Origin of the sequence: Cellulomonas uda, from assembly GCF_006538705.1 — a bacterium.
GTDB classification, from domain to species: Bacteria; Actinomycetota; Actinomycetes; order Actinomycetales; family Cellulomonadaceae; genus Cellulomonas; species Cellulomonas uda.
Genome location: NZ_BJLP01000032.1, coordinates 20,878 through 43,153, shown reverse-complemented (window position 1 = coordinate 43,153; position 22,276 = coordinate 20,878). Strand labels below are relative to the sequence as shown.

The window sequence follows — 22,276 nt, the reverse complement described above, 5'->3', positions numbered from 1 at the left end:
CGCGGCCGTCATTCGCCGGACGCGAGGGTCAGGAAGCGCGACGCCAGGGCGGCGCCGTCCGGGTCGCGCGACACCACCAGGACGGTGTCGTCGCCCGCGATCGTGCCGAGCACGGCGGGCAGGACCGAGTGGTCGATGGCCGAGGCGAGGTACTGCGCGCCGCCGGGCGGCGTCCGCAGCACGACGAGGTTGCCGGACGACTCGGCGGTGAGCAGCAGCTCCGCGCACAGTCGCTCGAGGCGCGCCGCGAGGTGCTCGGTGTCGGCGGCGGGTGCGCTCGGCAGCGACCGGACGGCGCCCTCACCGGGCACCGCGTACACGAGCGCGCCCGACGGCGTGCGGACCTTGACGGCCTGCAGCTCGACGAGGTCGCGCGACAGGGTCGCCTGCGTGACGCTCACGCCCGCGTCCGCGAGCAGGTCCGCGAGCTGCTGCTGGGAGTGCACCTGCTCGCGCGTGAGCAGCGCCGCGACGAGCGCCTGGCGCGCCGCCTTCGTCTGCGGCACCGTCGACGCCGAGCCGCCGGACGAGGTCGCCGGGGCGCCCGGCACCGCCGCCGGCGTGCTCGTCGTGCTCGACACGGACACGTGCGTCACCGTGCCTCGAGCAGGAACGTCAGCAGCGCCTTCTGCGCGTGCAGGCGGAACTCGGCCTCGTCCCACGCGATCGACCGGGGCCCGTCGAGCACGCCCGCGGTGATCTCCTTGCCGCGGTACGCCGGGAGGCAGTGCAGCACCTGGGCGTCCGGCGCCGCGAGCGCGAGCGCGGCCTCGTCGAGCCGGAACGGGACGAACGGCAGCTCGCGCTGCGCCGCCTCCTCCTCCTGGCCCATCGACACCCACGTGTCCGTCGCGACGACGTCCGCGTCCGCGACCGCCTCCGCGATCGAGCCGACCACGGTGACCGAGCCGCCCGTCTCCTGCGCGACGCGCTGCGCGGCCGCGACCACCTCGGGCGCCGGTCGGTAGCCCTCCGGGGAGCCGACGCGCACGTGCAGCCCGGCGGTCGCGCCACCGAGCAGGTAGGAGTGCGCCATGTTGTTCGCGCCGTCGCCCACGTACGCGAGCGTGAGTCCGGCGAGCGCGCCCACCCCGCCGCGGTGCAGCGCGACCGCCGACAGGTCCGCGAGCACCTGGCACGGGTGGAAGTCGTCCGTGAGCGCGTTGACCACGGGGACGCCCGCGTGCTGCGCCATCGACTCGATGCGCTCCTGCGCGTGCGTGCGCCACACCACGGCCGCGACCTGCCGGCCGAGGACGCGCGCGGTGTCCGGGATCGACTCGCGCGTGCCGATCTGCGCGAGGTTGCCGTCGACGACGAGCGGGAAGCCGCCGAGCTCGGCGATCCCCGTCGAGAACGACACCTGCGTGCGCAGCGTCGGCTTGTCGAAGATCACCGCCACCGCCCGCGGACCGGCCAGCGGCGTGCGGATGTGCCGGTCGTCGCGGAACGCGAGCGCGAGCTCGAGCACCTGCCGCTGCTCGGCGGGCGTCAGGTCGTCGTCGCGCAGGAAGTGGCGCGTCATGCCGCCACCTCGCCCGGGTCGAGGTCGGCGAGGAAGTCGACGAACGTGCCGAGCTGCTCGTGCGTCACGACGAGCGGCGGCGCCAGCCGGATCGACGTCGGGTTGACCGGGTTCACGATGAACCCCGCGGCCAGCGCGCGCGACGCGACCGCCGGCGCGACGGCGGCCGTCAGGCCGATCCCGACGAGCAGGCCCTCGCCCCGCACGCCGTCGACGAGCGGGTGGTGGAGCTCGGCGATGCGCGCGCGCAGCGCGGCGCCGACGTCGCGCACGTGCGCGAGCAGGTCGTCGCGCTCGATGACGCCGATCGTCGCGAGACCCGCGGCCGACGCGACCGGGTTGCCGCCGAACGTGGTGCCGTGCTGGCCGCGGCCGAGCAGCGTCGCCGCGGTGTCGCCGAACGCGATGAGCGCCCCGACCGGGAACCCGCCGCCCAGGCCCTTCGCCACCGTGACCGCGTCCGGCACCACGCCGCCGCCGACGTGCGGCAGCTGGTGCGCGAACCACTCCCCGGTGCGCCCCATGCCGGTCTGCACCTCGTCGAGCACGAGCAGCGTGCCGTGCCGCGCGGTGAGCTCGCGGGCCCGTGCGAGGTAGCCCGGGGGCAGCGGGAGCACGCCCGCCTCGCCCTGCAGCGGCTCGACGAAAAGCGCGGACACGTCGCCCGGCTCGAGCGCCGCCTCGAGGGCGTCCGCGTCACCGAACGGCACCCACTCCACCCCGCCGGGCAGCGGCTCGAACGGCTCGCGGTACGCGGCCTTGTGCGTGAGCGCGAGCGCGCCCATCGTGCGGCCGTGGAAGGCCCCCTCGAGCGCGAGGACCCGCGTGCGACCCGTGCGGCGCGCGAGCTTGAAGGCGGCCTCGTTGGCCTCGGTGCCCGAGTTGGTGAAGAACACGCGCGAGCCGTCGGGCGCCTGCGCGAGCTCGAGCAGCCGCTCGGCGAACGCGATCTGCGTCGGGCTGCCGAAGAAGTTCGAGACGTGCCCGAGCGTGCCGAGCTGGGCGCTGATCGCCGCCGTGAGCGTCGGGTGCGCGTGGCCCAGGCTGTTCACCGCGATGCCGGCGAGCAGGTCGAGGTAGCGGTTGCCGTCGGCGTCCCACACGTAGGCGCCCTCGCCGCGCACGAGCACGCGCTGCGGCGGCCCGAACGTGTCCATCACCGAGCGCGAGTACCGCTGGGTCCACTCCGCGACCGACCCGCCCGCGACCGAGACGGGGAGCCCGTCGACGGTCGCGGCGGCCTGGCGCAGCGCGCGACGGGTCGTCGGGGCGGGGGGTGCCGGGGCGGCCGGCGTGGTCGTCGGCTCGCTCATGCGGGCACCTCCGGGTGGACGACGGGGATGGGGGCGGTGAACGGGGCGTCCTCGGGCTCGGTGTCCGGCAGCACCATCGTGCCGATGCCGTCCGAGGTGAAGACCTCGACGAGGATCGAGTGCGGCGCGCGACCGTCGATGACGTGGGCCCGTCCGACGCCGCCCGTCACGGCGCGCCAGCAGGCCTCCATCTTGGGCCGCATGCCGGAGTCGAGCGTCGGCAGGACCTCCGCGAGCTGGCTCGCCGACAGGCGCCGCACGAGCGACGAGCGGTCCGGCCAGCTGAGGTAGAGGCCCTCGACGTCGGTCAGCACGATGAGCTTGCGCGCACCGAGCGCGACCGCGAGCGCGGCCGCCGCGGTGTCCGCGTTGACGTTGAGGACCTGCGTCGGGTCGTCGATGTCGGGCGCGACCGTGCTGACCACCGGGATCCGACCCGCGTCCAGCAGGTCCTGGACCGCACCGGGGTTGACCTGCACGACGTCGCCCACGAGCCCGACGTCGACCGCCTCTCCGCCGACGAACGCCGTGCGGCGTCGCGCCTGGAACAGCCCGCCGTCCTCGCCCGACAGTCCGACCGCGTGGGGGCCGTGCGCGTTGAGCAGGCCGACGAGCTCACGCGACACCTGGCCCGTGAGCACCATCCGGACGACCTCCATGGCCTCCGGGGTGGTCACGCGCAGGCCGCCGCGGAACTCGGACTCGATCCCGAGCCGGTCGAGCATCGCGTTGATCTGCGGGCCGCCGCCGTGCACGACGACGGGGCGCAGCCCCACCTGGCGCAGGAACACCATGTCCTCGGCGAAGGCGCGCTTGAGCTCCTCGTCGACCATCGCGTTGCCGCCGTACTTCACGACGACGAGCGCACCCGCGAACTTCTGCAGCCACGGGAGCGCCTGGATGAGCACCTCGGCCTTCTGGTCGGGGCGCAGGTCGGTGCGGGTGTCGAAGACGAAGTCGTCGGGCACGGGGGTCGCGCTCGGGACGGCGCTCGAGCCGGTGGTCGCGTCGTCGTGGCTCACGTGGAGTACTCGCTGTTCTCGGAGACGTAGGCGTGCGTCAGGTCGTTGGTCCACAGCGTCACGACCTCGTCGCCCGCGTGCAGGTCGACCAGGACGTGGACCTCGCGCGTCGCCGCCAGGTCGACCTTCGAGCGGGGCTCGTGCGCGCCGCCCGCGCGGCAGATCATCACGCCGTTGATGGACACGTCCAGCGCGTCCGGGTCGAACGCGGCGACCTCGACGGGCACGGTGCCGACGGACGCGAGCACGCGACCCCAGTTCGGGTCGTTGCCGTACACCGCGGCCTTGAACAGGTTCGAGCGCGAGATCGCGCGGGCCACCGCGAGGCCGGCGTCCTGCGACTGCGCACCCGTGACGGTGATCGCGATGTCGTGGGTCGCGCCCTCCGCGTCCGCGACGAGCTGGCGCGCCAGCTGCGCGGCGACCGCCGTGACCGCGGCCGTGAAGCCCGCCGGGTCCGGGGCGACGCCCGAGGCACCCGACGCCAGGAGCGTGACCGTGTCGGACGTCGACATGCAGCCGTCCGAGTCGACGCGGTCGAACGTCTGCGAGGTCGCCGCGCGCAGCGCCGCGTCCGCGAGCGCCGCGTCGACCACGGCGTCGGTCGTGATGACGCACAGCATCGTCGCCAGGCCCGGTGCGAGCATGCCGGCGCCCTTGGCCATCGCGCCCACGCGCCACACGCCGTCGTCGCCCTCGACCGTCAGGTCCGCGGTCTTGGGGACCGTGTCGGTCGTCATGATCGCCTGCGCCGCCGCGGGGCCGCCCGTCCCGGACAGCGCGGCCGCGGCGGGTGCGACGCCCGCGAGCAGCGTGTCGATGGGCAGGCGCTCGCCGATCAGGCCCGTCGAGCAGACGACGACGTCACCCGCGGAGACGCCCAGCGCGTCCGCGACCGTCTCGGCGGTGCGGTGCACGTCGAGGAAGCCCTCGGGCCCCGTGCAGACGTTCGCGCCGCCGGAGTTGAGCACGACCGCGCTGACGACGCCGTCGGCGACGACCTGCCGCGACCAGGTCACGGGGTGGCCGACCACCCGGTTGGACGTGAACACGGCGGCCCCGACCTGCAGCGGGCCGTCGTTCACGACGAGCGCGAGGTCCGGCCTGCCGGACGCCTTGAGGCCCGCCGTGACACCGCTCGCCCGGAAGCCGAGCGGGGCGGTGACGCCGGGCGAGGGCTGCGCGGAGCCGTCGGCGGTCTGGGTCGAGGTGCTCACGGTGCGACTCCGTCCAGGGGCAGGCCGAGCGTCTCGGGCAGGCCGAGCGCGAGGTTGAGCGACTGCAGGGCGCCACCGGCGGTGCCCTTGACCAGGTTGTCGATGGCCGTCACGGTGACGACGCGGCCGGCCCGCTCGTCGACCGCGACCTGCACGAGCGCGGTGTTCGCGCCGAGCGTCGCGGCCGTGGTCGGCCACTGCCCCTCGGGCAGCAGGTGGACGAACGGTTCGTCGGCGTACGCGCTCTCCCAGGCCGAGCGGACCGCGGCCGGGTCGGTCCCGGGCACGAGACGCGCGGTCGCGGTGGCGAGGATGCCCCGCGCCATCGGCACGAGCGTGGGGGTGAACGAGAGCGTGACGTCGGGCGCTCCGGCGGTGCGCAGGTTCTGCGCGATCTCGGGGATGTGCCGGTGGGAGCCGCCGACCGCGTACGGCTGCGCCATCCCCAGGCCCTCGGACGCGAGCAGGTGCGGCTTGAGGCTCTTGCCGGCGCCCGAGTAGCCGTTGGCGAGCACCGCGACCAGGTCGGTCGGCTCGACGATGCCCGCCGCGACGCCGGGCTGCAGCCCGAGCGTCACGGCGGTGACGTTGCAGCCGGGCACGGCGATGCGGGTCGTCCCCGCGAGCGTGGCGCGCTGCGCCGCGGCCGTCCGCTCCCCCGCGTGCAGCAGCTCGGGCAGACCGTACGGCCAGGTGCCGGCGTGCTCGCTGCCGTAGTACGCGAGCCAGTCGGCCGCGTCGGACAGGCGGTGGTCGGCGCCGAGGTCGACGACGACCGTGCCGGCGTCGCGCTGCGCGAGCTCGGCCGCGACCGCGCCCGAGGCGCCGTGCGGCAGCGCGAGGACGACGACGTCGTGGCCGGCCAGGGTGTCGGGCGTCGTGGGGGCGAGGACGCGGTCGGCGAGGCCTCGCAGGTGCGGCTGGTGCTCACCGAGATGCGTGCCCGCGTTCGCGTGGGCCGTGACCGCGCCGATGCGTGCCTCGGGGTGCTGCAGCAGGAGCCGGAGCATCTCGCCACCGGCGTACCCGCTCGCGCCCGCGACCGCGACTGTGAACGACATGCGCATGAACATACACGTTCGCGCGAATCGATGCACATAGCGTCGGGTCGGGCCCCACCGGGATGAAATGGTGCCCCACGCGCGTTCGGCTCGACGTGCACGCCGTCGAAGCCACCCGCGCCGGTGGACCCGAGGTCCTGTCGTCCGTCACCCGTCCCGACCCGGAGCCCGGGCCGCACGAGGCCCTGGTCCGCGTCGCCGCAGCGGGTGTGAACTTCATCGACACCTACCGCCGCTCCGGCGTGTACCCCGCGAGCTTCCCGCACGTCCCCGGCTCCGAGGGTGCCGGGACCGTGGTGTCCGTCGGTGCGCAGGTCACGCACGTCGCACCCGGCGACCGCGTCGCCTGGTCCGCGGGACCCGGCTCGTACGCCGAGCTCGTCGCCGTGCCCGAGCGCGAGCTCCTGCCCGTCCCGGACGGCGTGGCCGACGAGGTCGCCGCCGCGCTGCCGCTGCAGGGCATGACCGCGCACTACCTGGCGACGTCCACGTTCCCGGTCGAGCCCGGCACCACGGTGCTCGTGCACGCGGCCGCGGGCGGCGTCGGCCTCCTGCTGACCCAGCTCGCGACCCAGCGCGGCGGTCGCGTCATCGCGACGGTCGGCTCCGTGCAGAAGGAGGCCCTGGCGCGCGGCGCGGGCGCCACCGACGTGATCCGCTACCGCGAGCTCGACGACCTGACGACCGACCTGCCCGCTCGCGTCCGGGACCTGACCGACGGCCGCGGGGTCGACGCCGTGTACGACGGTGTCGGGCGCGACACGTTCGACGCGTCGCTCGCGTCGCTCGCCCGGCGCGGCATGCTCGTCCTGTACGGGGCGTCGTCCGGCCCGGTCCCGCCCGTCGACCCGCAGCGGCTCAACGCCGCCGGGTCGGTGTTCCTCACGCGCCCGACGCTCGGGCACTACGTCGCCGATCGTGCCGAGCTCGAGTGGCGCGCGTCCGAGCTGTTCGGCGCGGTGGCCGACGAGCGTCTCGACGTCCGCATCGGCGCCCGATTCCCCCTGTCGGCCGCAGCCGACGCCCACCGCGCGCTCGAGTCGCGCGCCACGACCGGAAAGGTCCTGCTTCTCCCGTGAGCACCACGAGCACGCCCACCCTGAACCCCGTCCGCACGATCACGGTCGAGGTGTGGTCCGACATCGCCTGCCCGTGGTGCTACATCGGCAAGCGCCGGTTCGCCGCCGCGCTCGCCGCCTTCCCGCACCGCGCCCACGTCGACGTCGTGTGGCGGTCCTACCAGCTCTCCCCCGACACGCCGCGCGGACCGGGCCGTCCCGAGGCCGAGGCGCTCGCGGAGCTCAAGGGGCTGCCGCCCGAGCAGGTGCAGCGCATGTTCGCGCACGTCACGGCCGTCGCGGCGGACGAGGGGCTGGCCTACGACTTCGACTCGGTGCTCGCGTTCAACTCCTACGACGCGCACCGCCTGACGCACCTGGCGCGCGAGCTCGGCGGGTCTCAGCTCGCGGACCGCACGATCGAGGCGCTGTTCTCCGCGCACTTCGAGCGCGGTGCCGACCTGGGCGTCGACGACGCGCTCGTCACCGTCGCGCGCGAGGCCGGGTTCGCGCAGGCCGGGCACGACGACGCGGCCGTCGCGGCGTTCCTCGCGGGCGACGCGCAGTCGGACGCGGTCGACGCCGACGTCGCGGCGGCGCGCGAGCTCGGCGTGACCGGCGTGCCGTTCTTCGTCGTCGACCGCCGCTACGCGGTCTCCGGCGCCCAGCCCGCCGAGGTGTTCGCCCAGCTCCTCGACGCGGGCTGGCGCGAGGCGAACCCCCTGCAGGTGCTGACGGGCGACCCGTCGGCCGCGACGTGCACCGACGACTCCTGCGCGGTCTGACGGCGAGCGGTCCGCAGGCGGTCCGCGGCCGCCGCGCGACCGGCCTGACCGGGGCGGCCGTCCGGACGTCGCCTCTCCCCTAGGCTGCAGCCTGCGGACCCACGGCGTCGTGGCCCCTCGCACGCGCGTCGGCGGCCCGCACCGCTCCACGACGCGCCCAGGAGGCACCCGCATGACGACATCCCCGGACGTCCGGCCCGCATCCCGTCCGCTCACGGAACCGGTCGGCACCGTCGTGCCGTCCCAGGTCCCGACGCACTGGTACAACCTCGCGGCGGACCTGCCCGAGCCCGCGCCGCCCGCGCTGCACCCGGGCACCCGCGAGCCGCTCGGCCCGGACGACCTCGCGCCGCTGTTCCCGATGGCGCTCATCGCGCAGGAGGTCAGCACCGAGCGGTACGTCGAGATCCCGCAGACCGTCCGGGAGCTGTACGCGCTGTGGCGCCCGTCCCCGCTGATCCGGGCGCTGCGCCTCGAGCGCGCGCTCGGCACGCCCGCGAAGATCTACTACAAGTACGAGGGCGTCTCCCCGGCGGGCTCGCACAAGCCGAACACCGCGGTCGCGCAGGCGTACTACAACGCCATCGAGGGCACGACCAAGCTCACGACCGAGACGGGCGCCGGCCAGTGGGGCGCATCGCTGTCCTTCGCGTGCTCGCTGCTCGGCCTCGAGTGCGAGGTCTGGCAGGTGCGCGCGTCGTACGACGCCAAGCCGTACCGGCGCATGCAGATGGAGACGTACGGCGGCGTGTGCCACCCGTCGCCGTCCGACCTCACCGAGGCGGGGCGCGCGATGCTCGCCGCCGACCCCGAGACGACCGGCTCGCTCGGCATGGCCATCTCGGAGGCCGTCGAGGTCGCCGCGCAGGACCCGAACGCGCACTACGCGCTCGGGTCGGTGCTCAACCACGTGCTGCTGCACCAGTCCGTGATCGGCCAGGAGGCGCTGGCCCAGCTCGACGAGGTCGGCGCGAGCGCGGACGTCGTGTTCGGCTGCGCGGGCGGCGGGTCGAACCTCGCGGGCCTGAGCTTCCCGTTCATCGGCCGCAACCTGCGCGACGGCACGACGACGCGCGTCGTCGCGTGCGAACCCGCCGCGTGCCCCTCGCTCACCCAGGGCGAGTACCGGTACGACTTCGGGGACGTCGCGGGCCTGACGCCCCTGCTCAAGATGCACACGCTCGGCAAGGACTTCGTCCCGCCGCCCATCCACGCGGGCGGGCTGCGCTACCACGGCATGGCGCCGATGGTCTCGCACGCGCTCGAGCTCGGGCTCCTCGAGGCGATCGCCGTCGACCAGGAGACCGCGTTCGCGGCCGGGATCGAGTTCGCACGGGCGGAGGGGATCATCCCGGCGCCCGAGTCGACGCACGCGGTCGCCGGGGCCATCGCGCACGCGCGGGCCGCGACGACCGAGGAGACGATCGTCATCGGGCTGTCCGGCAACGGCGTGCTCGACCTGCCCGCGTACCACGACTTCCTCTGACGCCCCGACGAGCGGCCCGCGCCCACCGCGGGCCGCTCGTCGGGTCAGGCCGGCACCCCGGCGTTGACGAGCTCGTCGGACGTCGCGCGGGCAGGTCCGGGCGCCGGGCGGACCTGGTCGAAGAACGCGACCTCGTGCTCGCAGGAGACCGCGAGCACCTCACACATCCGGGCCCGACCGGCCGCGTCGAGCGACCGGCCCGCCGCGTCCGCGTGCGCGCGCGCCTGGGCGGTCAGGGCCGCGAACTCCTCGTCGCCGTACGTGCCCACCCAGTCGCCGTACGGGTGCGCCGTGAGGTCGCCGGCCCGCGCGCGCAACCGCGCACCGAGGTCCGCGTACACCCAGTAGCACGGCAGCACGGCGGCCACGACGTCGGCGTACGACCCGGTCGCCGCGACCGCGAGCAGGTGGTCGACGTACGCGGTCGTGACCGGCGACGCGCCCGCCCCCTGACGTGACCCGTCCCGGGCCGACCTCGCCAGGCGCTGCTCGTGCAGCCGCCGCTCGACGTCGAGGCACGCCGCGGCGCCGCGCGCGAAGAACGCCTGCGACTCCCCGTCCGGGGCGAGCTCGCTCGCCCGCGCGAGCACCCGCGCGTACCCGGTCAGGTACAGCGCGTCCTGCCGCACGTACTCCTCGAACCGGTCGACCGGCAGCGACCCGTCCGCGAGGGCCCGGACGAACGGCAGGTCCTGCGACCGCTCGACGGCGTCCGCGACGAGACCGGCCACCTGCGCGGTGAACGGCCGGGCGCCCAGCCCCGGCGCGTGGTGCAGGTGGTCGACGGGGCCGTGGCCCGCGCCGACCTCCAGCCGCGCCCCGGCCGCGATCGCCCCGGTGAGCCACTGCTTGGCCTCGCGCACCGCCTCCGGCCAGCCGTCGCGCGCGGGCCGCAGCGCCGCGACCGCGGCCGACAGCGAGCACCCCGTGCCGTGCGTGCTCGTCGAGGCGACGCGCTGCGCCGCGACCTCGACGACCGCACCGTCCGGGCCGACGAGCGCGTCCGGGCTCGTCGGCCCGCCCAGGTGCCCGCCCTTGAGCAGGACCGTGGTCCCCGACCCGCGGGCGAGGCGGGTCGCCTGGTCGAGCGCCTGCGCCCACGTCTGCGCGCGCGGCTCGTCGACGAGCACCGCCAGCTCGGGCAGGTTCGGCGTCACGAGGTCCGCGCGGCCCACGAGCTCGCGCACGGCGATCTCGGCCTCCCGGTCGAGGAGCCGGTCCCCGCTGGTCGCGACCATCACCGGGTCGAGCACGACGACGGGCGAACGCCCCGCGGCACGCTGCCGGTCCAGCCACGCCGTCACCTCGTGCGCGACCTGCGGCGTGGCGAGCATGCCGATCTTCACCGAGTCGACCGTGACGTCGTCGCTGACGGCCTCGAGCTGCGCACGCAGGAACTCCGGCTCGGGGACGTGGACCGCGCGCACGCCGCGGGTGTTCTGCGCGACGAGCGCCGTCACGACCGCCATGCCGTACGCCCCGTGCGCGGCGAACGACTTGAGGTCCGCCTGGATCCCGGCGCCGCCCGTCGGGTCGGTGCCGGCGATGGACAGCGCGCGCACGCGCGACGGGCTCACCGCGCACCCGCCGGCGTCGCCACCGTGCCGCTCGCCGACCGCCGCCACGTGGCGACGAGCCCCGCGGCCGCGGCGGACGGGTCGGGCGCGGAGCACACCGCCGAGACCACCGCGAGCCCGTGAGCGCCGGCCGTCCGCACGGCGTCGACGTCACGCGCGTCGAGCCCGCCGATCGCCACGACCGGCAGCCGGGTGCTCGCGACCGCCGCGGCGAGACCGTCGAGGCCGAGCGCGACGTCGGCGTCGGGCTTGGTCGGCGTCAGCCGCACCGGCCCGCTCCCGACGTAGTCGACCAGGTCGGCCGGGACCGCGCGCACGTCCTGCGGCCGTGCCGCCGAGACGCCCACGACCGCGTCGGGGCCGAGCAACGCACGCGCGTCGGCGGCCTCCAGGTCCCGCTGGCCGACATGCACACCGTCCACGACCGCACCGCGGGCGCGTGCCGCGAGCACCACGTCCACGCGGTCGTCGACGACGAGCAGCGCGGGTCCCGCGGTGCGCACGGCCTCCGCCACCGCCGTCGTGAGCGCGACCAGGTCGCGCACCCCCGCGCGCGTCGCACGCACCTGCACCACGCCGACGCCCGCGCGCACCGCCGCCGCCGCGACGCCTGCCGGGGCGCGGCCGGCCGCCGCGCACACGTCGGCGTCGAGCACGAGGTAGGGACCGCCCGGGAACGGGGGGCGCCGGGACGCACCCGCCGCGCCGGTCACGCGGGTGCCCCGACGGGCGCGGTCGCGGCCCGGCGCGCGCCGGTGCGCGCGGGCTCGACGACCAGCCGGTCACCCAGCCCGACGACGTGCTCGGGCCGCAGCCCGTACAGCTCGTCGAGCAGCGCGACCTGGAACGAGCCCGGACCGCGCGCGACCGACGCGGCGCGCTCCGCCGCGAGCCCGAGGACCAGCGAGGAGCCGACCGCCGCGGTGAGCGGGTCGGTGACCGCGGCGAACGCCGCCGCGAGCGCGCCGAGCGCGCACCCTGCGCCGGTGATCGCCGTCAGCAGGGGGTCCCCCGCCGACACGCGCACGGCGACGTCACCCGCGACGACGAGGTCGACCGCGCCCGACACCGCGACCGCGCCGCCCGTCGCGTGCGCGAGGCGGACCGCGGCCACGCGCGCGTCCTCGACGGCGTCGCACGAGTCGACGCCCCGTCCCGACGACGTGAGCCCCGCGAGGCCCAGGACCTCGCTCGCGTTGCCGCGCACCACCGCGGGCCGCGCGCCCAGGAGCTGCTCGGCGAGCCGCGTGCGGACCGACAGCACCCCGACGGCCACGGGGTCGAGCACCCACGGCACGCCGGCGCGCCGCGCCGTGGTGACCGCGGGCTCGAGGCACGCGCGCAGGTCGGGTCCGGGCGTGCCGAGGTTCGCCAGGACCGCGCCCGCGACGGCCGCGAGCTGCTCGGCCTCGCCCGGGACCGCGGTCATCGCGGGCGAGGCGCCCACCGCGAGCAGCGCGTTGGCGACGAGGTTCGTGGTCACCTCGTTGGTGAGGCACTGCACGAGCGGCGTGCGTGCCCGGACCGCCGCGAGCGCCTGCGCCGCGTCGGCGGCGAGCCTGCCGGGGCTCAGGGGCGGGGCGCCGCCGGGTTCGTCGGCGCGCTCGTCGGCGCGATCGTCGGCGGGAGGGCAGGGTGGGACGGCAGACGTCATGGAGATGACATCCCTTCGCTAGTACGAACTAGATCAGGTTCGGCGGGTGTGATCTCAGCCCTGCGTGCAGGGCACCCCGTGTCAGTGCGGCCAGGCTAGCCCGCGCTCACCGCCGCCGTCCGCCCCCCGTCCGCCCACCGGACGGCGCGTCGGCAGGCGCGTTGTCAGGCGCGTCGGCGGGCGCGTCGACGACGACCACCGGGCGAGCCCACCGGCCGGTGGGCCGCACGGGTGGGCATGCGCGAGGGGCGCCCGACCGTGGTGGTCGGACGCCCCTCGAGCGTGTCGGCTGCCGCGTCCCTCGGGTCAGCGGCGGCCGTGCCCCCCGTGCTTCACGACGAGCGTCCGGACCGCGGACACCGAGATGTACGAGTCGTCGCCCTGGTACCTGGCCCGGACCGTCACGTCACGGGTCACCGCCGGCAGCCGGAACGTCGCCTTCCCCTTCTGGAGCGTCGCGACGAGCGGACGGCCGCCGGCCTCGAGCGTCACCTTGCCGGTCGGCGAGGGGGCACCGGCCACCCCGGCGACCGTGACCGCGATGGTCGGACGCGTGCCACGGGTGACGGTCCACGACGCGGTCGACAGCGCGATCGTCGGCGTCGCCCTGGTGACGGTGAGCCGCACGGGCGCGGAGGTCGAGGCGGTCAGGTCCGCCGAGCCGCCGTACACCGCGGTGAGCGTGTGCGTGCCGCGCGCGAGCGTGCGCGGGAGCACGACCGTCGCGGTCGCCGTCGCGCCCGACCCCGTGAGCGTGCCCGCCCCGAGGACCCTCGCGCCCTCGCGGACCTGGACCACGCCGGTGGGAGCGCCCCCGGTCGACGTGACCGTCACGGTCGCGGTGACCGTGCCGCCGAACGACACGGTCGTCCGGTCGAGGGACAGCGTGGTCGTCGACGTCGCCTTCGCGACCGTCACGGACAACGAGCCCTCGGACCCCTCCCATGCCTCGTCGACCGGGACGAGCACCGCCCGCAGGGCGTGCGTACCCCCGCCCAGCCGGACGTCGAGGCTCGCCCGGCCGAGCTTCACCGGGACGGTCCCGAGCCAGGTGCTCCCGTCGACGAACGTCACCGTGCCGGTCACACCCGCGGGCGTCACGGTCGCGACGAGCGTCTGCGTCGCGCCCGCGACCGGGTCGCCGGTCATCGTGAGCGTCGTGGTGGTCGGCCCGGACGACGCCGGCTCGACCGTGAGCCGCAGGTGGACCGTGGTGCCGCTGGGGCTAGCGACGAGCGTGAGCTCGTGCTCCCCCGCCGCCGTGCCCGCGGGCACGACCGCGGACACCGTGGCCGCGCCGCCGGTGACCGTCGCCGTGCCGATCGACTCACCGTCGAGCCGCACGTCCAGGCTCGTGTTGCGCGGCGAGCCGAGGCTCGTGAGGTCCAGGTGCGACACCTCGAACCCGAGCGTGCCGCCCGCCTCGACCGACTCGGGTGCGTCGCTCACGGCCACGGCGTGCCGCGCGAAGTCGGGCGACAGGCCGGGGTGCGCCCGCAGGTACGCGATCCACGCGTCCCGGTCGACCAGACCCGAGTCACGCGTGTCGCTGCCCTGCGTGAACACCCGGAAGTTGTCGCCGCCCGTCGCGAGGAACGAGAACGTCCCCACGCGGTAGTCGGCTTCCGCGTCCAGCGGCTCGCCGTCGATCGTCACCGACGTGATGCGGCTGCCCTCCGGCAGGCTCGCGTCGTACGTGTACGACACGTTGTCGGAGAGCCCGAGCTGCAGGTATGGCCGGCTCGGCACGTTGCCCGCGGCGTCACGCTGCCACTGCTGCTCGAGCATCGTGCGGACCTGCGCACCCGTGAGCGTCGTCGTCCAGAGGTTGTTGACGAACGGCAGAACGGCGTTCGCCTCGGCGTACGTCACCACACCGTCCGTCGTCTCGGCGCCCGAGCGTGCGTACAGCAGCTCGTTGCGCAGCCCGCCCGGGTTGACGACGCCGATGTCGGCGCCGCCCAACCGGTCCTCCGCGAGGGTGTCGCGCAGCGCGTTCGCCACCAGGTTCCCGAGCGTCGACTCGCTCGCGCGGTCGTCGCGACCCGTCGTCGGCAGCGGGCCGGAGCCTGTGTAGACGCCGTCCACGTACGAGCCGCCGGAGTACGCCGTCGTGATGTCCGCCGTGACCGAGCCGACCGGCTCGCTGCCGACCTCGTTCGCGTACGCGACCGCCGCGTCGACGATCGTCTTGACCTCGGCCACCCGCGGGAAGGCCGCGACCAGGTCGGCGTCCGCCGTCGTCGTGCGCGCCACGTTCGCCTCGGTGTGCGCGAGGACCTCGTCGGTCGCCCGGTCGTACGTGAGGACGACCTTGCCCACGAACTCGCCGTACGAGCCCGTCTGCACGACGGGTCGCGTCGCACCCGGGACACCGGGCACGTCCGCCGACCACGCGTACTGCTTGTGGGTGTGGCCGGTGAAGATCGCGTCGACCGCCGCGGACGTGCCCGTGACGATGTCCGCGAACGCGCCGCCCGCCGCGACCTCCTGCGCGAGCGTGGCGCCGTCGGGCGTGCCCGCGCTCGCACCCTCGTGGTACTCGGCGACGACCACGTCGGCCTCACCGTTCGCCTCGTCGCCGTCGGTGAGCCGCGCCGCGACGCGGTTGACCGCCTCGACCGGGTCGCCGAAGTCGAGGTCCGCGATCCCGGCCGGGGTGACGAGCGAGGGGGTCTCCTCGGTCACCGCGCCGACGACCGCGACGTCGACGCCGTCCATGTCGACCATCGCGTACTCCGGCAGCACCGGGTCCGTCGTGCCCTTCGCGTAGACGTTCGCGCCGAGGTACGCCCACGCCGCGTTGCGGTCGTCGTCCGGGCCCACCACGCGGTCCCGCAGGTCCGCGAAGCCCTGGTCGAACTCGTGGTTGCCCACCGCCGAGGCGGCCAGGTCGAGGGCGTTGAGCACGTCGATGGTCGGCTGGTCCTGCTGGACCGCCGACGCGAACAGCGACGCACCGATGTTGTCGCCGGCCGACAGGAACGCGACCGGTCCCGGTGCGGCGGCGCGCAGCTGCTCGACCGTGCCCGCGAGCTTGACGGTGTTCGACCCCGCGGCGGCGGACTCGATGCGGCCGTGGAAGTCGTTGATGTTGAGGAACGTCAGGTCGACCGTGCTGCCGGCCTCGCCCGCGTCGAGCCCCACGACCACCGGGTCGTGGTCCGACGAGCGGTACTCGTCGGACGCGTAGTACAGCGCGCCGTGGTAGTCGTACCGGCTGTACTCGAGCGCGATCGACTCCTCGGCGTTGATCTCCCAGACGTCCGCGCCGGTCGCCCGTGCGAGCGCGTGCTCGTTGAGCAGCACGTGGTCCAGCGACCCCGACAGCCCGCCGAACGAGTACGAGTACTCCCCCGGCGCGAGCTCGGTCGTCGCGTCCGCGTAGCCCGCGTCGTACAGGACCTGGAGCGGGTCCTCGAGGGTGTACGCGTTGAAGTCCCCGACGAGCGCGACCGACTCGACGTCGCCCTGGATGTCGGCGACCCAGTCCCGCAGCGCGGTCGCCTGCGCGACGCGCGACGCGTTCGACGCGCCCTGCCCGTCGCCCGCGTCCGCATCGCCGGGCAGCGGTCCCGCCGAGCCCTTCGACTTGAGGTGGTTGACCGCGACGAGCACCGGCTCGCCGCCGCCGACCGGCGCGAACACCTGCGCGATCGGCTCGCGCGCGTTGTCGAACGGCTCACCGGAACCCGACAGGGTGCCCAGCGCGCGGGACTCGCCGACGCGTTCCACGGCGGCGGGCTGGTAGATCAGCGCGTTCGAGATGACGTCCATCTCGCCGACCGGCGGCAGCTGCGACGACGAGGGCACGAACGCCCAGCGCTCCTCGCCCGCGGCGTCGTTCAGCGCGTCCACGAGCGTGCCGAGCGCCTCGTCGGCGACGCCGTCGACCACGAGCGAGTTCTCGATCTCGAGCAGCCCGACGACGTCCGCGTCGAGCGCGTTGATCGCCGTGACGATCTTCGCCTGCTGACGCTCGAGGTCCGCGGGGTCCCACGCACCGCGCGGGTCGCACCCCTCGCGCACGGTCACGCCGTCGCCGGTGCGGTCCGTGTACGGGACGCAGCCCGGCGTCTGGGCGCCGAGCGTCGTGAAGTAGTTGAGCACGTTGAACGACGCGACGGTGAGGTCGCCGCCCACGTCGCGCGGCGAGTCGGTCCGCGTGTTCTCGACCGTGACCGGGCTGTTCGCCAGACCCTGCACCGGGCGCGTGGGGTCGAGCTTCCACGTGGAGTTCACGTAGGTCACGACGACCGGCTCGTCGAACGTCACCGACGCACCGACCCGCACCGGGCTCTCGAGCGACACGTACGACGGGACGAGCCCCTGGTTCGCGGCGCTGAGGAAGTTCGTCGTCGCGCCGTCGTCGAGCACGACGCCGCGGGCCGCGTTGTCGTCCTTGACGGCCTGGATCGCGGCGGTGTCCTGCGGGTCGGCCACCTCGGTCCACTGCAGCAGCGGCGTGGTGCCCGTCGCCAGCCCGAGCTCCCCGTACTGGTTGGTGGAGAACGTGTTCGTGACCGTGAGGTCGCCGGTGGGCAGCAGGAGCATCGACTCGATCGCCTCACGTGCCGCGGCGGTCGCGGGCCACGCGCCGGTGAGCGGCGTGACGCTCGCGTCGGAGTCGAGGACCTCCAGCCCCGCCGCGCTCGTCACGGTGATCTCGGTGAGCCCCTGGAACTCGCTCACCGCGCCCGTGACGCGCACCTCGTCGCCGATCGTGACGAGGTCGTCGGTGCTCGCCGAGAACACGAAGATCGCGTCGGACGCGGTGCGGCTGCCGAGGGCACCGCCCGTGCCGGCGGTCTGGATGACGTAGCCGTTGCGGCCGCCCGTGGGGTACGCGGCGGTGACCACGCCCTGGGTCGTGACCGTCCGGCCGGCGTACGGCGACGTGTCACCGGTCCCCTGGACCTCCGCGATCGGGACGACGGTGGGGTCGGGGTCGGGGCCGGGGTCGGTGCCGCCCTGCGCGCGCTGCGGCGTCGGAGCGCCCGCCGTGAAGTCCGCGGCGTTGTCGGCCGTGTTGGTGTGCTCGTCGTCGCGCGAGACCGAGGTGGTCGCACTCGCCGCCGGCGCGGGGCCCGAGCCCGCGTACGACGACGCCGTCGGCCCGTAGCCGACCAGGTCGACCACCGGGTCCTGCCCGGCGCAGCCCGTCGAGCACGTGAGCGACGTCGTCGAGCTCACGAGCGCGACCTTGCCGGCGGTCCCGCTCAGGTTGATCGTCCCGTCGACGTCGACCTCGAGCGCGGCGCCGTTCGACCCGCCCGCGCCGCCGACGAGCAGGTAGCCGCCCGCGGCGATCGAGCCGGACAGCGGCGTGGTGTTCGTCCACGAGCTCCCGGTCGCCGACGCGTACTGCACCGACCAGCCGGAGAGCGCCACGGGCTCGTCGCCCGGGTTGTACAGCTCGACGAAGTCGCGGGCGAGGACCGCCCCGGAGTTGCCTCCTGCGCCGTACACCTCGTGGACGACGACGGGTGCCGTCGGTGAGACGGCAGCGTTCGCCGGGGCGGCGGTGGCCGCACCTGCGAGCACGACGGCGAGGGCGGCGATGCCCCCGGTCAACGATCTGGTGCCACGGAGCACGGGGGCTCTCCTTCGTCGGGGAACGCACGAGCGGTCGCCCGGTAGGGCGACCCGCGTTCACCCTGACGCGCAGCCCGATTTGTCGCAACTACTGGTGAGTAACGATGCGGTGAACTCATCGGACGTCCCATGACGAGCACGTGACGCCGGGTCGTCGTCACCCGTGCGGGGAACGGCGCGGACCGGCCCGGGGACGACGACGGCCCCGGGCGGACCTCCGTGGGAGGCCGTCCGGGGCCGCCGTCGCGTCGCTCAGACCAGCAGCGCGGCTCAGGCCCGCAGCGTCGCGCCGAACCGTGCTCCCGCCTCCGCGACGACTGCCTCGCGCACGCCGGCGGTCTCGGCCGCCGTGAGGGTGCGGTCGTCGGCACGCAGCCGCAGCGAGAACGCGAGCGACCGGTGCCCGGGGGCGACCTGGTCACCCTCGTACACGTCGAACAGCCGCACATCCTCGACCACGTCGCCCGCGGCGCTCGCCCCGGCTCCCGTGCGGACCGCGTCGAGCACGTCCGCGGCCGGCACTCCGGACGGCACGACGAGCGCCACGTCCTCCTTCGCCACCGGGAACGTGGAGACCCCGCGCGCCTGACGCGCCTCGCGCGGCGCGGCCGCCAGCAGCGCGTCGAGGTCGAGCTCGAAGGCCGCCGCGCGGGCCGGCAGGTCGTGCGCCGCGACGACGTTCGGGTGCAGCTCCCCCGCCCAGCCGAGCACCGCACCGTCGGCGGTCTCGACGCGAGCGCACCGCCCCGGGTGCCACGGCGCACGTGCGCCGTCCGCGACGAGCCGCACCTCGAGACCCGCGACCTGCGCCACGCGCTGCACCGCCGCGATCGCGTCACCGTGGTCGGCGCGGCGACCCGCGCCCCACACCCCGGCCGGCTCGACGCGTCCCGCGAGCACGCCCGCGACATGCCTCGGCTGCGGCGGGACCGCGGCCTCGAGAGCCGCGAGGTCCTCCTGCGACGGCCGCGCACCGCCCGGCAGCGACACGGCGGCGCCCGCACCCGCGCCCGGGCGAGTGACCAGACCCACCTCGAACACGCAGACGTCCACGTTGCCCCGGGCCACGTTGCGACGCGCGGTGTCGAGCAGCGTCACGAGGAGGTCGGTGCGCATGAACGGCTGCGCGTCCGAGAGCGGGTTGACCAGGCGAACCGCGCGACGACGCTCGTCGTCCTGCGGCAGCGCGAGCGCGTCCAGCTGCTCGGTCGACACGAACGGGTAGCTCAGCACCTCGACCAGCCCGGACTCGGCGAGCGAGTCCGCGATCCCGCGGCGCGCGCGCTGCTCCCACGTGAGCCCCAACCCCGCGGGCGCCGGAGGCACCACGGACGGGATCGCGTCGTAGCCGCGCAGGCGGGCGACCTCCTCGACCAGGTCGACCCCCGTCGTGAGGTCCGGGCGCCACGTGGGCGGCGTCACCGCGACGACGCCCGGACGCACGTCGCGCACCTCGCAGCCGATCTCGGTGAGGACCGAACGGACCTCGTCGTGCGTGTACGGCACGCCGACGAGCCGGCCCGGCTGCTCGAGGTCGAACTCGAACGACGCGACGGGCGTCGTGCGGTCCACGTCGGTCAGCGCGACGTCCGCGGTGCCACCACCGTGCTCGACGAGCAGGTCGACGACCCGCTGCACCGCGACCCGCGGCAGGCGCGGGTCGACACCGCGCTCGAACCGCTTGGACGCCTCGCTCGGCAGCCGGTGCCGACGCGCGGTGCGCGCGACGGACACCGGGTCGAAGTGCGCCGCCTCGATGAGCAGGTCGCTCGTCGTCGGCCCGACCTCGGTCTCGCCGCCGCCCATCACCGCCGCGAGGCCGATCGGCCGCGAGCCGCGCCCGTCCGGCGAGTCGGTGATCAGCAGGTCCTGCGGGTCGAGCGTGCGCACCTGGTCGTCGAGCGTGCGGATCGTCTCGCCCGGGCGCGCCCGGCGGACCACGATCGGCTCCGCGAGCGTCGCCAGGTCGTACGCGTGCAACGGCTGGCCCAGGTCGAGCATCACGTAGTTGGTGACGTCGACCGCGAGCGAGATCGGACGCATGCCCGCCTGCTGCAGCCGGCGCTGCAGCCACGCCGGCGACGGGTCGTGCGCCCGCACGCCCCGCACGACCTGCGCGACGAACCGGTCCGCGCCGGGCACGCCGTGGATCGGCGCGTCGTCCTCGATCTCGACCGCGAACCCGGCCGGACGCTCGTCGACCGGCTCGGGCAGACCCGGGTCGGTGAACGCCGCCCCCGTCGAGTGCGCGTACTCGCGTGCGACGCCCCGCATCGAGAAGCAGTACCCGCGGTCGGGGGTCACGTTGATCTCAAGGACCTCCTCGCCGAGCCCGAGCAGCTCGCGCGCGTCGGTGCCGACGGGCGCGTCGAGGCCGAGCTCGCTCAGCACGATGATCCCCGAGTGGTCCTCACCGAGGCCCAGCTCGCGCGCCGAGCAGATCATCCCGTCGCTCACGTGCCCGTACGTCTTGCGCGACGCGATCGGGAACGGCCCCGGCAGCACCGCGCCGGGCAGCGCGACGACGACGTGGTCGCCCACGTCGAAGTTGTGCGCACCGCACACGATGCCCCGCGGGCCGCGCGTGCCGTCCTCGGCGACCTCGTTGTGCTCGTCGCCCACGTCGACGCGGCACCAGTTGATCGTCTTGCCGTTCTTCTGCGGCTCGGGCGTGCGCTCCACGACGCGCCCGACGACGAGCGGACCCGTCACCGCGGCGGCGTGGATCGCCTCCTCCTCGAGACCGACGCGCACGAGGTCGGCCGCGAGCTGCTCGGCCGTCAGGCCGGCCGGGAGCTCGACGTGCTCGCCGAGCCACGACAGGGGGATGCGAGGCATCAGATCACCGCCTGGAACTGGGTGGAGAACCGCACGTCGCCCTCGACCATGTCGTGCATGAGGCCGATGCCGTGGCGGAGCATGAGGGTGCGCTCGATGCCCATGCCGAACGCGAAGCCCGAGTAGACCTCCGGGTCGACACCGCAGGCCCGCAGCACGTTCGGGTTGACCATGCCGCAGCCGCCCCACTCGATCCAGCCGGGCCCGCCCTTCTTCTGCGGGAACCACAGGTCCATCTCGGCGGACGGCTCGGTGAACGGGAAGTACGACGGGCGCAGCCGCGTACGGGCGTCGGGCCCGAACATCGCCTTGGCGAAGTGGTCGAGCGTGCCCTTGAGGTGCGCCATCGTCAGGCCCTCGTCGATCGCGAGGCCCTCGACCTGGTGGAACACCGGCGTGTGCGTCGCGTCGAGCTCGTCGGTGCGGAACACCTTGCCCGGGCACGCGATGTACACCGGCACGCCGCGCTCGAGCAGGGAGCGCGCCTGCACGGGGCTCGTGTGCGTGCGCAGGACCAGGTTGGACGGCGCGTCGGACCCGGCGGGGTCCGCGACGTAGAACGTGTCCTGCATCTGGCGCGCGGGGTGGTCGACACCGAAGTTCAGCGCGTCGAAGTTGAACCACTCCGCCTCGAGCTCGGGACCCTCGGCGATCTCCCAGCCCATCGCGACGAACACGTCGGCGACGCGCTGCTGGAGCACCTCGAGCGGGTGGCGCGCGCCGCGCGGGCGACGGTCCACGGGAAGCGTCACGTCGACGGTCTCCTCGACGAGGACACGCGCGTCGCGCTCGGCCTCGAGGACGACCTGGCGCTCGGCGACCGCGTGGTTGACGCGAGCGCGGGCCTGCCCGACGAGCCGGCCGGCCACGCCCTTGTCGGCGGGTGCCAGGCCGCCGATGGCGCGGTTCGCGAACGCGAGCGGGCTGCGGTCGCCCGTGTGCGCGAGGCGCACGGACTTCAGGGCGTCGAGGTCGCCCGCGGCGGCGACGTCGGCGAGCGCCGCGTCGACCGCGGCGGCGACGCCGGCCTCGTCGAGCGGGGACAGGTCAGGTGCGCTGCCGTCGGCAGCAGCAGGGGTCTCGGACATCCGAACCTTCCGAACGATGGTCTTCGGCGGGCGCGCGTGCACGCAACCCACCGGCGG

The 22,276-nt window shown here is 75.1% G+C and carries 15 protein-coding genes and 1 riboswitch; of the genes, 3 read left to right on the top strand and 12 right to left on the bottom strand.

The genetic code is table 11. The annotated features are described in order from the left end of the window. Positions 1-8: 8 nt before the first annotated feature. Genes CUD01_RS10380 through argC form a run of 6 tightly spaced genes read right to left on the bottom strand, consistent with a single transcriptional unit; the run spans position 9 to position 6,138 of the window. The gene (locus CUD01_RS10380) at positions 9-551 is read right to left on the bottom strand and encodes an arginine repressor (protein WP_174773866.1); all 543 of its coding nucleotides are present in this window, start codon (positions 549-551) and stop codon (positions 9-11) included. 41 nt (positions 552-592) lie between these two features. Beyond that, positions 593-1,525, bottom strand: coding sequence for an ornithine carbamoyltransferase (gene argF, locus CUD01_RS10375; RefSeq protein WP_094179856.1), 933 nt, complete (start codon positions 1,523-1,525; stop codon positions 593-595). Continuing rightward, positions 1,522-2,838, bottom strand: a complete 1,317-nt coding sequence (locus CUD01_RS10370; protein ID WP_141320861.1) for an acetylornithine transaminase — start codon at positions 2,836-2,838, stop codon at positions 1,522-1,524. Before CUD01_RS10370 ends, argF begins: the two co-directional genes overlap by 4 nt. Then, the gene (gene argB, locus CUD01_RS10365) at positions 2,835-3,806 is read right to left on the bottom strand and encodes an acetylglutamate kinase (protein ID WP_141320895.1); all 972 of its coding nucleotides are present in this window, start codon (positions 3,804-3,806) and stop codon (positions 2,835-2,837) included. The genes CUD01_RS10370 and argB overlap by 4 nt, the downstream gene beginning before the upstream one ends. Positions 3,807-3,856: 50 nt before the next feature. Next, positions 3,857-5,077, bottom strand: a complete 1,221-nt coding sequence (gene argJ / locus CUD01_RS10360) for a bifunctional glutamate N-acetyltransferase/amino-acid acetyltransferase ArgJ (protein ID WP_141320859.1) — start codon at positions 5,075-5,077, stop codon at positions 3,857-3,859. Further along, positions 5,074-6,138: an N-acetyl-gamma-glutamyl-phosphate reductase gene (gene argC, locus CUD01_RS10355; protein ID WP_208405422.1), complete on the bottom strand. Its 1,065-nt coding sequence runs from the start codon at positions 6,136-6,138 to the stop codon at positions 5,074-5,076. Before argC ends, argJ begins: the two co-directional genes overlap by 4 nt. 95 nt (positions 6,139-6,233) lie before the next feature. On the opposite strand from argC, the gene CUD01_RS10350 reads away from it, so the two are divergent. The 3 genes from CUD01_RS10350 (at position 6,234) to CUD01_RS10340 (ending at position 9,467) form a co-directional block, all read left to right on the top strand. Next, positions 6,234-7,217, top strand: a complete 984-nt coding sequence (locus CUD01_RS10350; RefSeq protein WP_094179852.1) for a quinone oxidoreductase family protein — start codon at positions 6,234-6,236, stop codon at positions 7,215-7,217. Beyond that, positions 7,214-7,981, top strand: a complete 768-nt coding sequence (locus CUD01_RS10345; RefSeq protein WP_174773864.1) for a DsbA family oxidoreductase — start codon at positions 7,214-7,216, stop codon at positions 7,979-7,981. Before CUD01_RS10350 ends, CUD01_RS10345 begins: the two co-directional genes overlap by 4 nt. 172 nt (positions 7,982-8,153) lie before the next feature. Continuing rightward, positions 8,154-9,467 carry a TrpB-like pyridoxal phosphate-dependent enzyme gene (locus CUD01_RS10340; RefSeq protein WP_141320854.1) on the top strand — a complete coding sequence of 438 codons (1,314 nt, stop codon included), beginning with the start codon at positions 8,154-8,156 and terminating at the stop codon, positions 9,465-9,467. A gap of 44 nt (positions 9,468-9,511) precedes the next feature. Here the strand turns inward: CUD01_RS10340 and thiD are convergent, their stop codons facing one another. The 6 genes from thiD to pheS all read right to left on the bottom strand — a co-directional run bounded on the left by thiD (position 9,512) and on the right by pheS (position 22,219). Beyond that, entirely contained in the window at positions 9,512-11,044 is a 1,533-nt protein-coding gene (thiD, locus tag CUD01_RS10335; protein ID WP_141320852.1) for a bifunctional hydroxymethylpyrimidine kinase/phosphomethylpyrimidine kinase, read from the bottom strand. Further along, entirely contained in the window at positions 11,041-11,757 is a 717-nt protein-coding gene (thiE, locus tag CUD01_RS10330; protein ID WP_141320850.1) for a thiamine phosphate synthase, read from the bottom strand. The genes thiD and thiE overlap by 4 nt, the downstream gene beginning before the upstream one ends. Continuing rightward, positions 11,754-12,698, bottom strand: a complete 945-nt coding sequence (gene thiM, locus CUD01_RS10325; RefSeq protein ID WP_141320848.1) for a hydroxyethylthiazole kinase — start codon at positions 12,696-12,698, stop codon at positions 11,754-11,756. The genes thiE and thiM overlap by 4 nt, the downstream gene beginning before the upstream one ends. Beyond that, positions 12,692-12,787, bottom strand: a riboswitch (TPP riboswitch). It overlaps the preceding gene by 7 nt. A gap of 217 nt (positions 12,788-13,004) precedes the next feature. After that, the gene (locus CUD01_RS10320) at positions 13,005-18,293 is read right to left on the bottom strand and encodes an ExeM/NucH family extracellular endonuclease (RefSeq protein WP_166772121.1); all 5,289 of its coding nucleotides are present in this window, start codon (positions 18,291-18,293) and stop codon (positions 13,005-13,007) included. Between the two features lie 270 nt (positions 18,294-18,563). Beyond that, positions 18,564-21,131 (bottom strand): phenylalanine--tRNA ligase subunit beta, encoded by a 2,568-nt coding sequence (gene pheT, locus CUD01_RS10315; protein ID WP_141320846.1) that lies wholly within the window; start codon positions 21,129-21,131, stop codon positions 18,564-18,566. Further along, on the bottom strand, positions 21,131-22,219 hold the full coding sequence (gene pheS, locus CUD01_RS10310) for a phenylalanine--tRNA ligase subunit alpha (protein ID WP_141320844.1): 1,089 nt from the start codon (positions 22,217-22,219) through the stop codon (positions 21,131-21,133). The genes pheT and pheS overlap by 1 nt, the downstream gene beginning before the upstream one ends. Positions 22,220-22,276: the final 57 nt, after the last annotated feature.

Bases quoted from the DNA above. Each gene is read 5' to 3' on its own strand.
- argF (WP_094179856.1), bottom strand. From the start codon at position 1,525: ATGACGCGCCACTTCCTGCGCGACGACGACCTGACGCCCGCCGAGCAG.
- CUD01_RS10370 (WP_141320861.1), bottom strand. From the start codon at position 2,838: ATGAGCGAGCCGACGACCACGCCGGCCGCCCCGGCACCCCCCGCCCCG.
- argC (WP_208405422.1), bottom strand. From the start codon at position 6,138: ATGTCGTTCACAGTCGCGGTCGCGGGCGCGAGCGGGTACGCCGGTGGC.
- CUD01_RS10340 (WP_141320854.1), top strand. From the start codon at position 8,154: ATGACGACATCCCCGGACGTCCGGCCCGCATCCCGTCCGCTCACGGAA.
- thiM (WP_141320848.1), bottom strand. From the start codon at position 12,698: ATGACGTCTGCCGTCCCACCCTGCCCTCCCGCCGACGATCGCGCCGAC.
- pheT (WP_141320846.1), bottom strand. From the start codon at position 21,131: ATGCCTCGCATCCCCCTGTCGTGGCTCGGCGAGCACGTCGAGCTCCCG.
- pheS (WP_141320844.1), bottom strand. From the start codon at position 22,219: ATGTCCGAGACCCCTGCTGCTGCCGACGGCAGCGCACCTGACCTGTCC.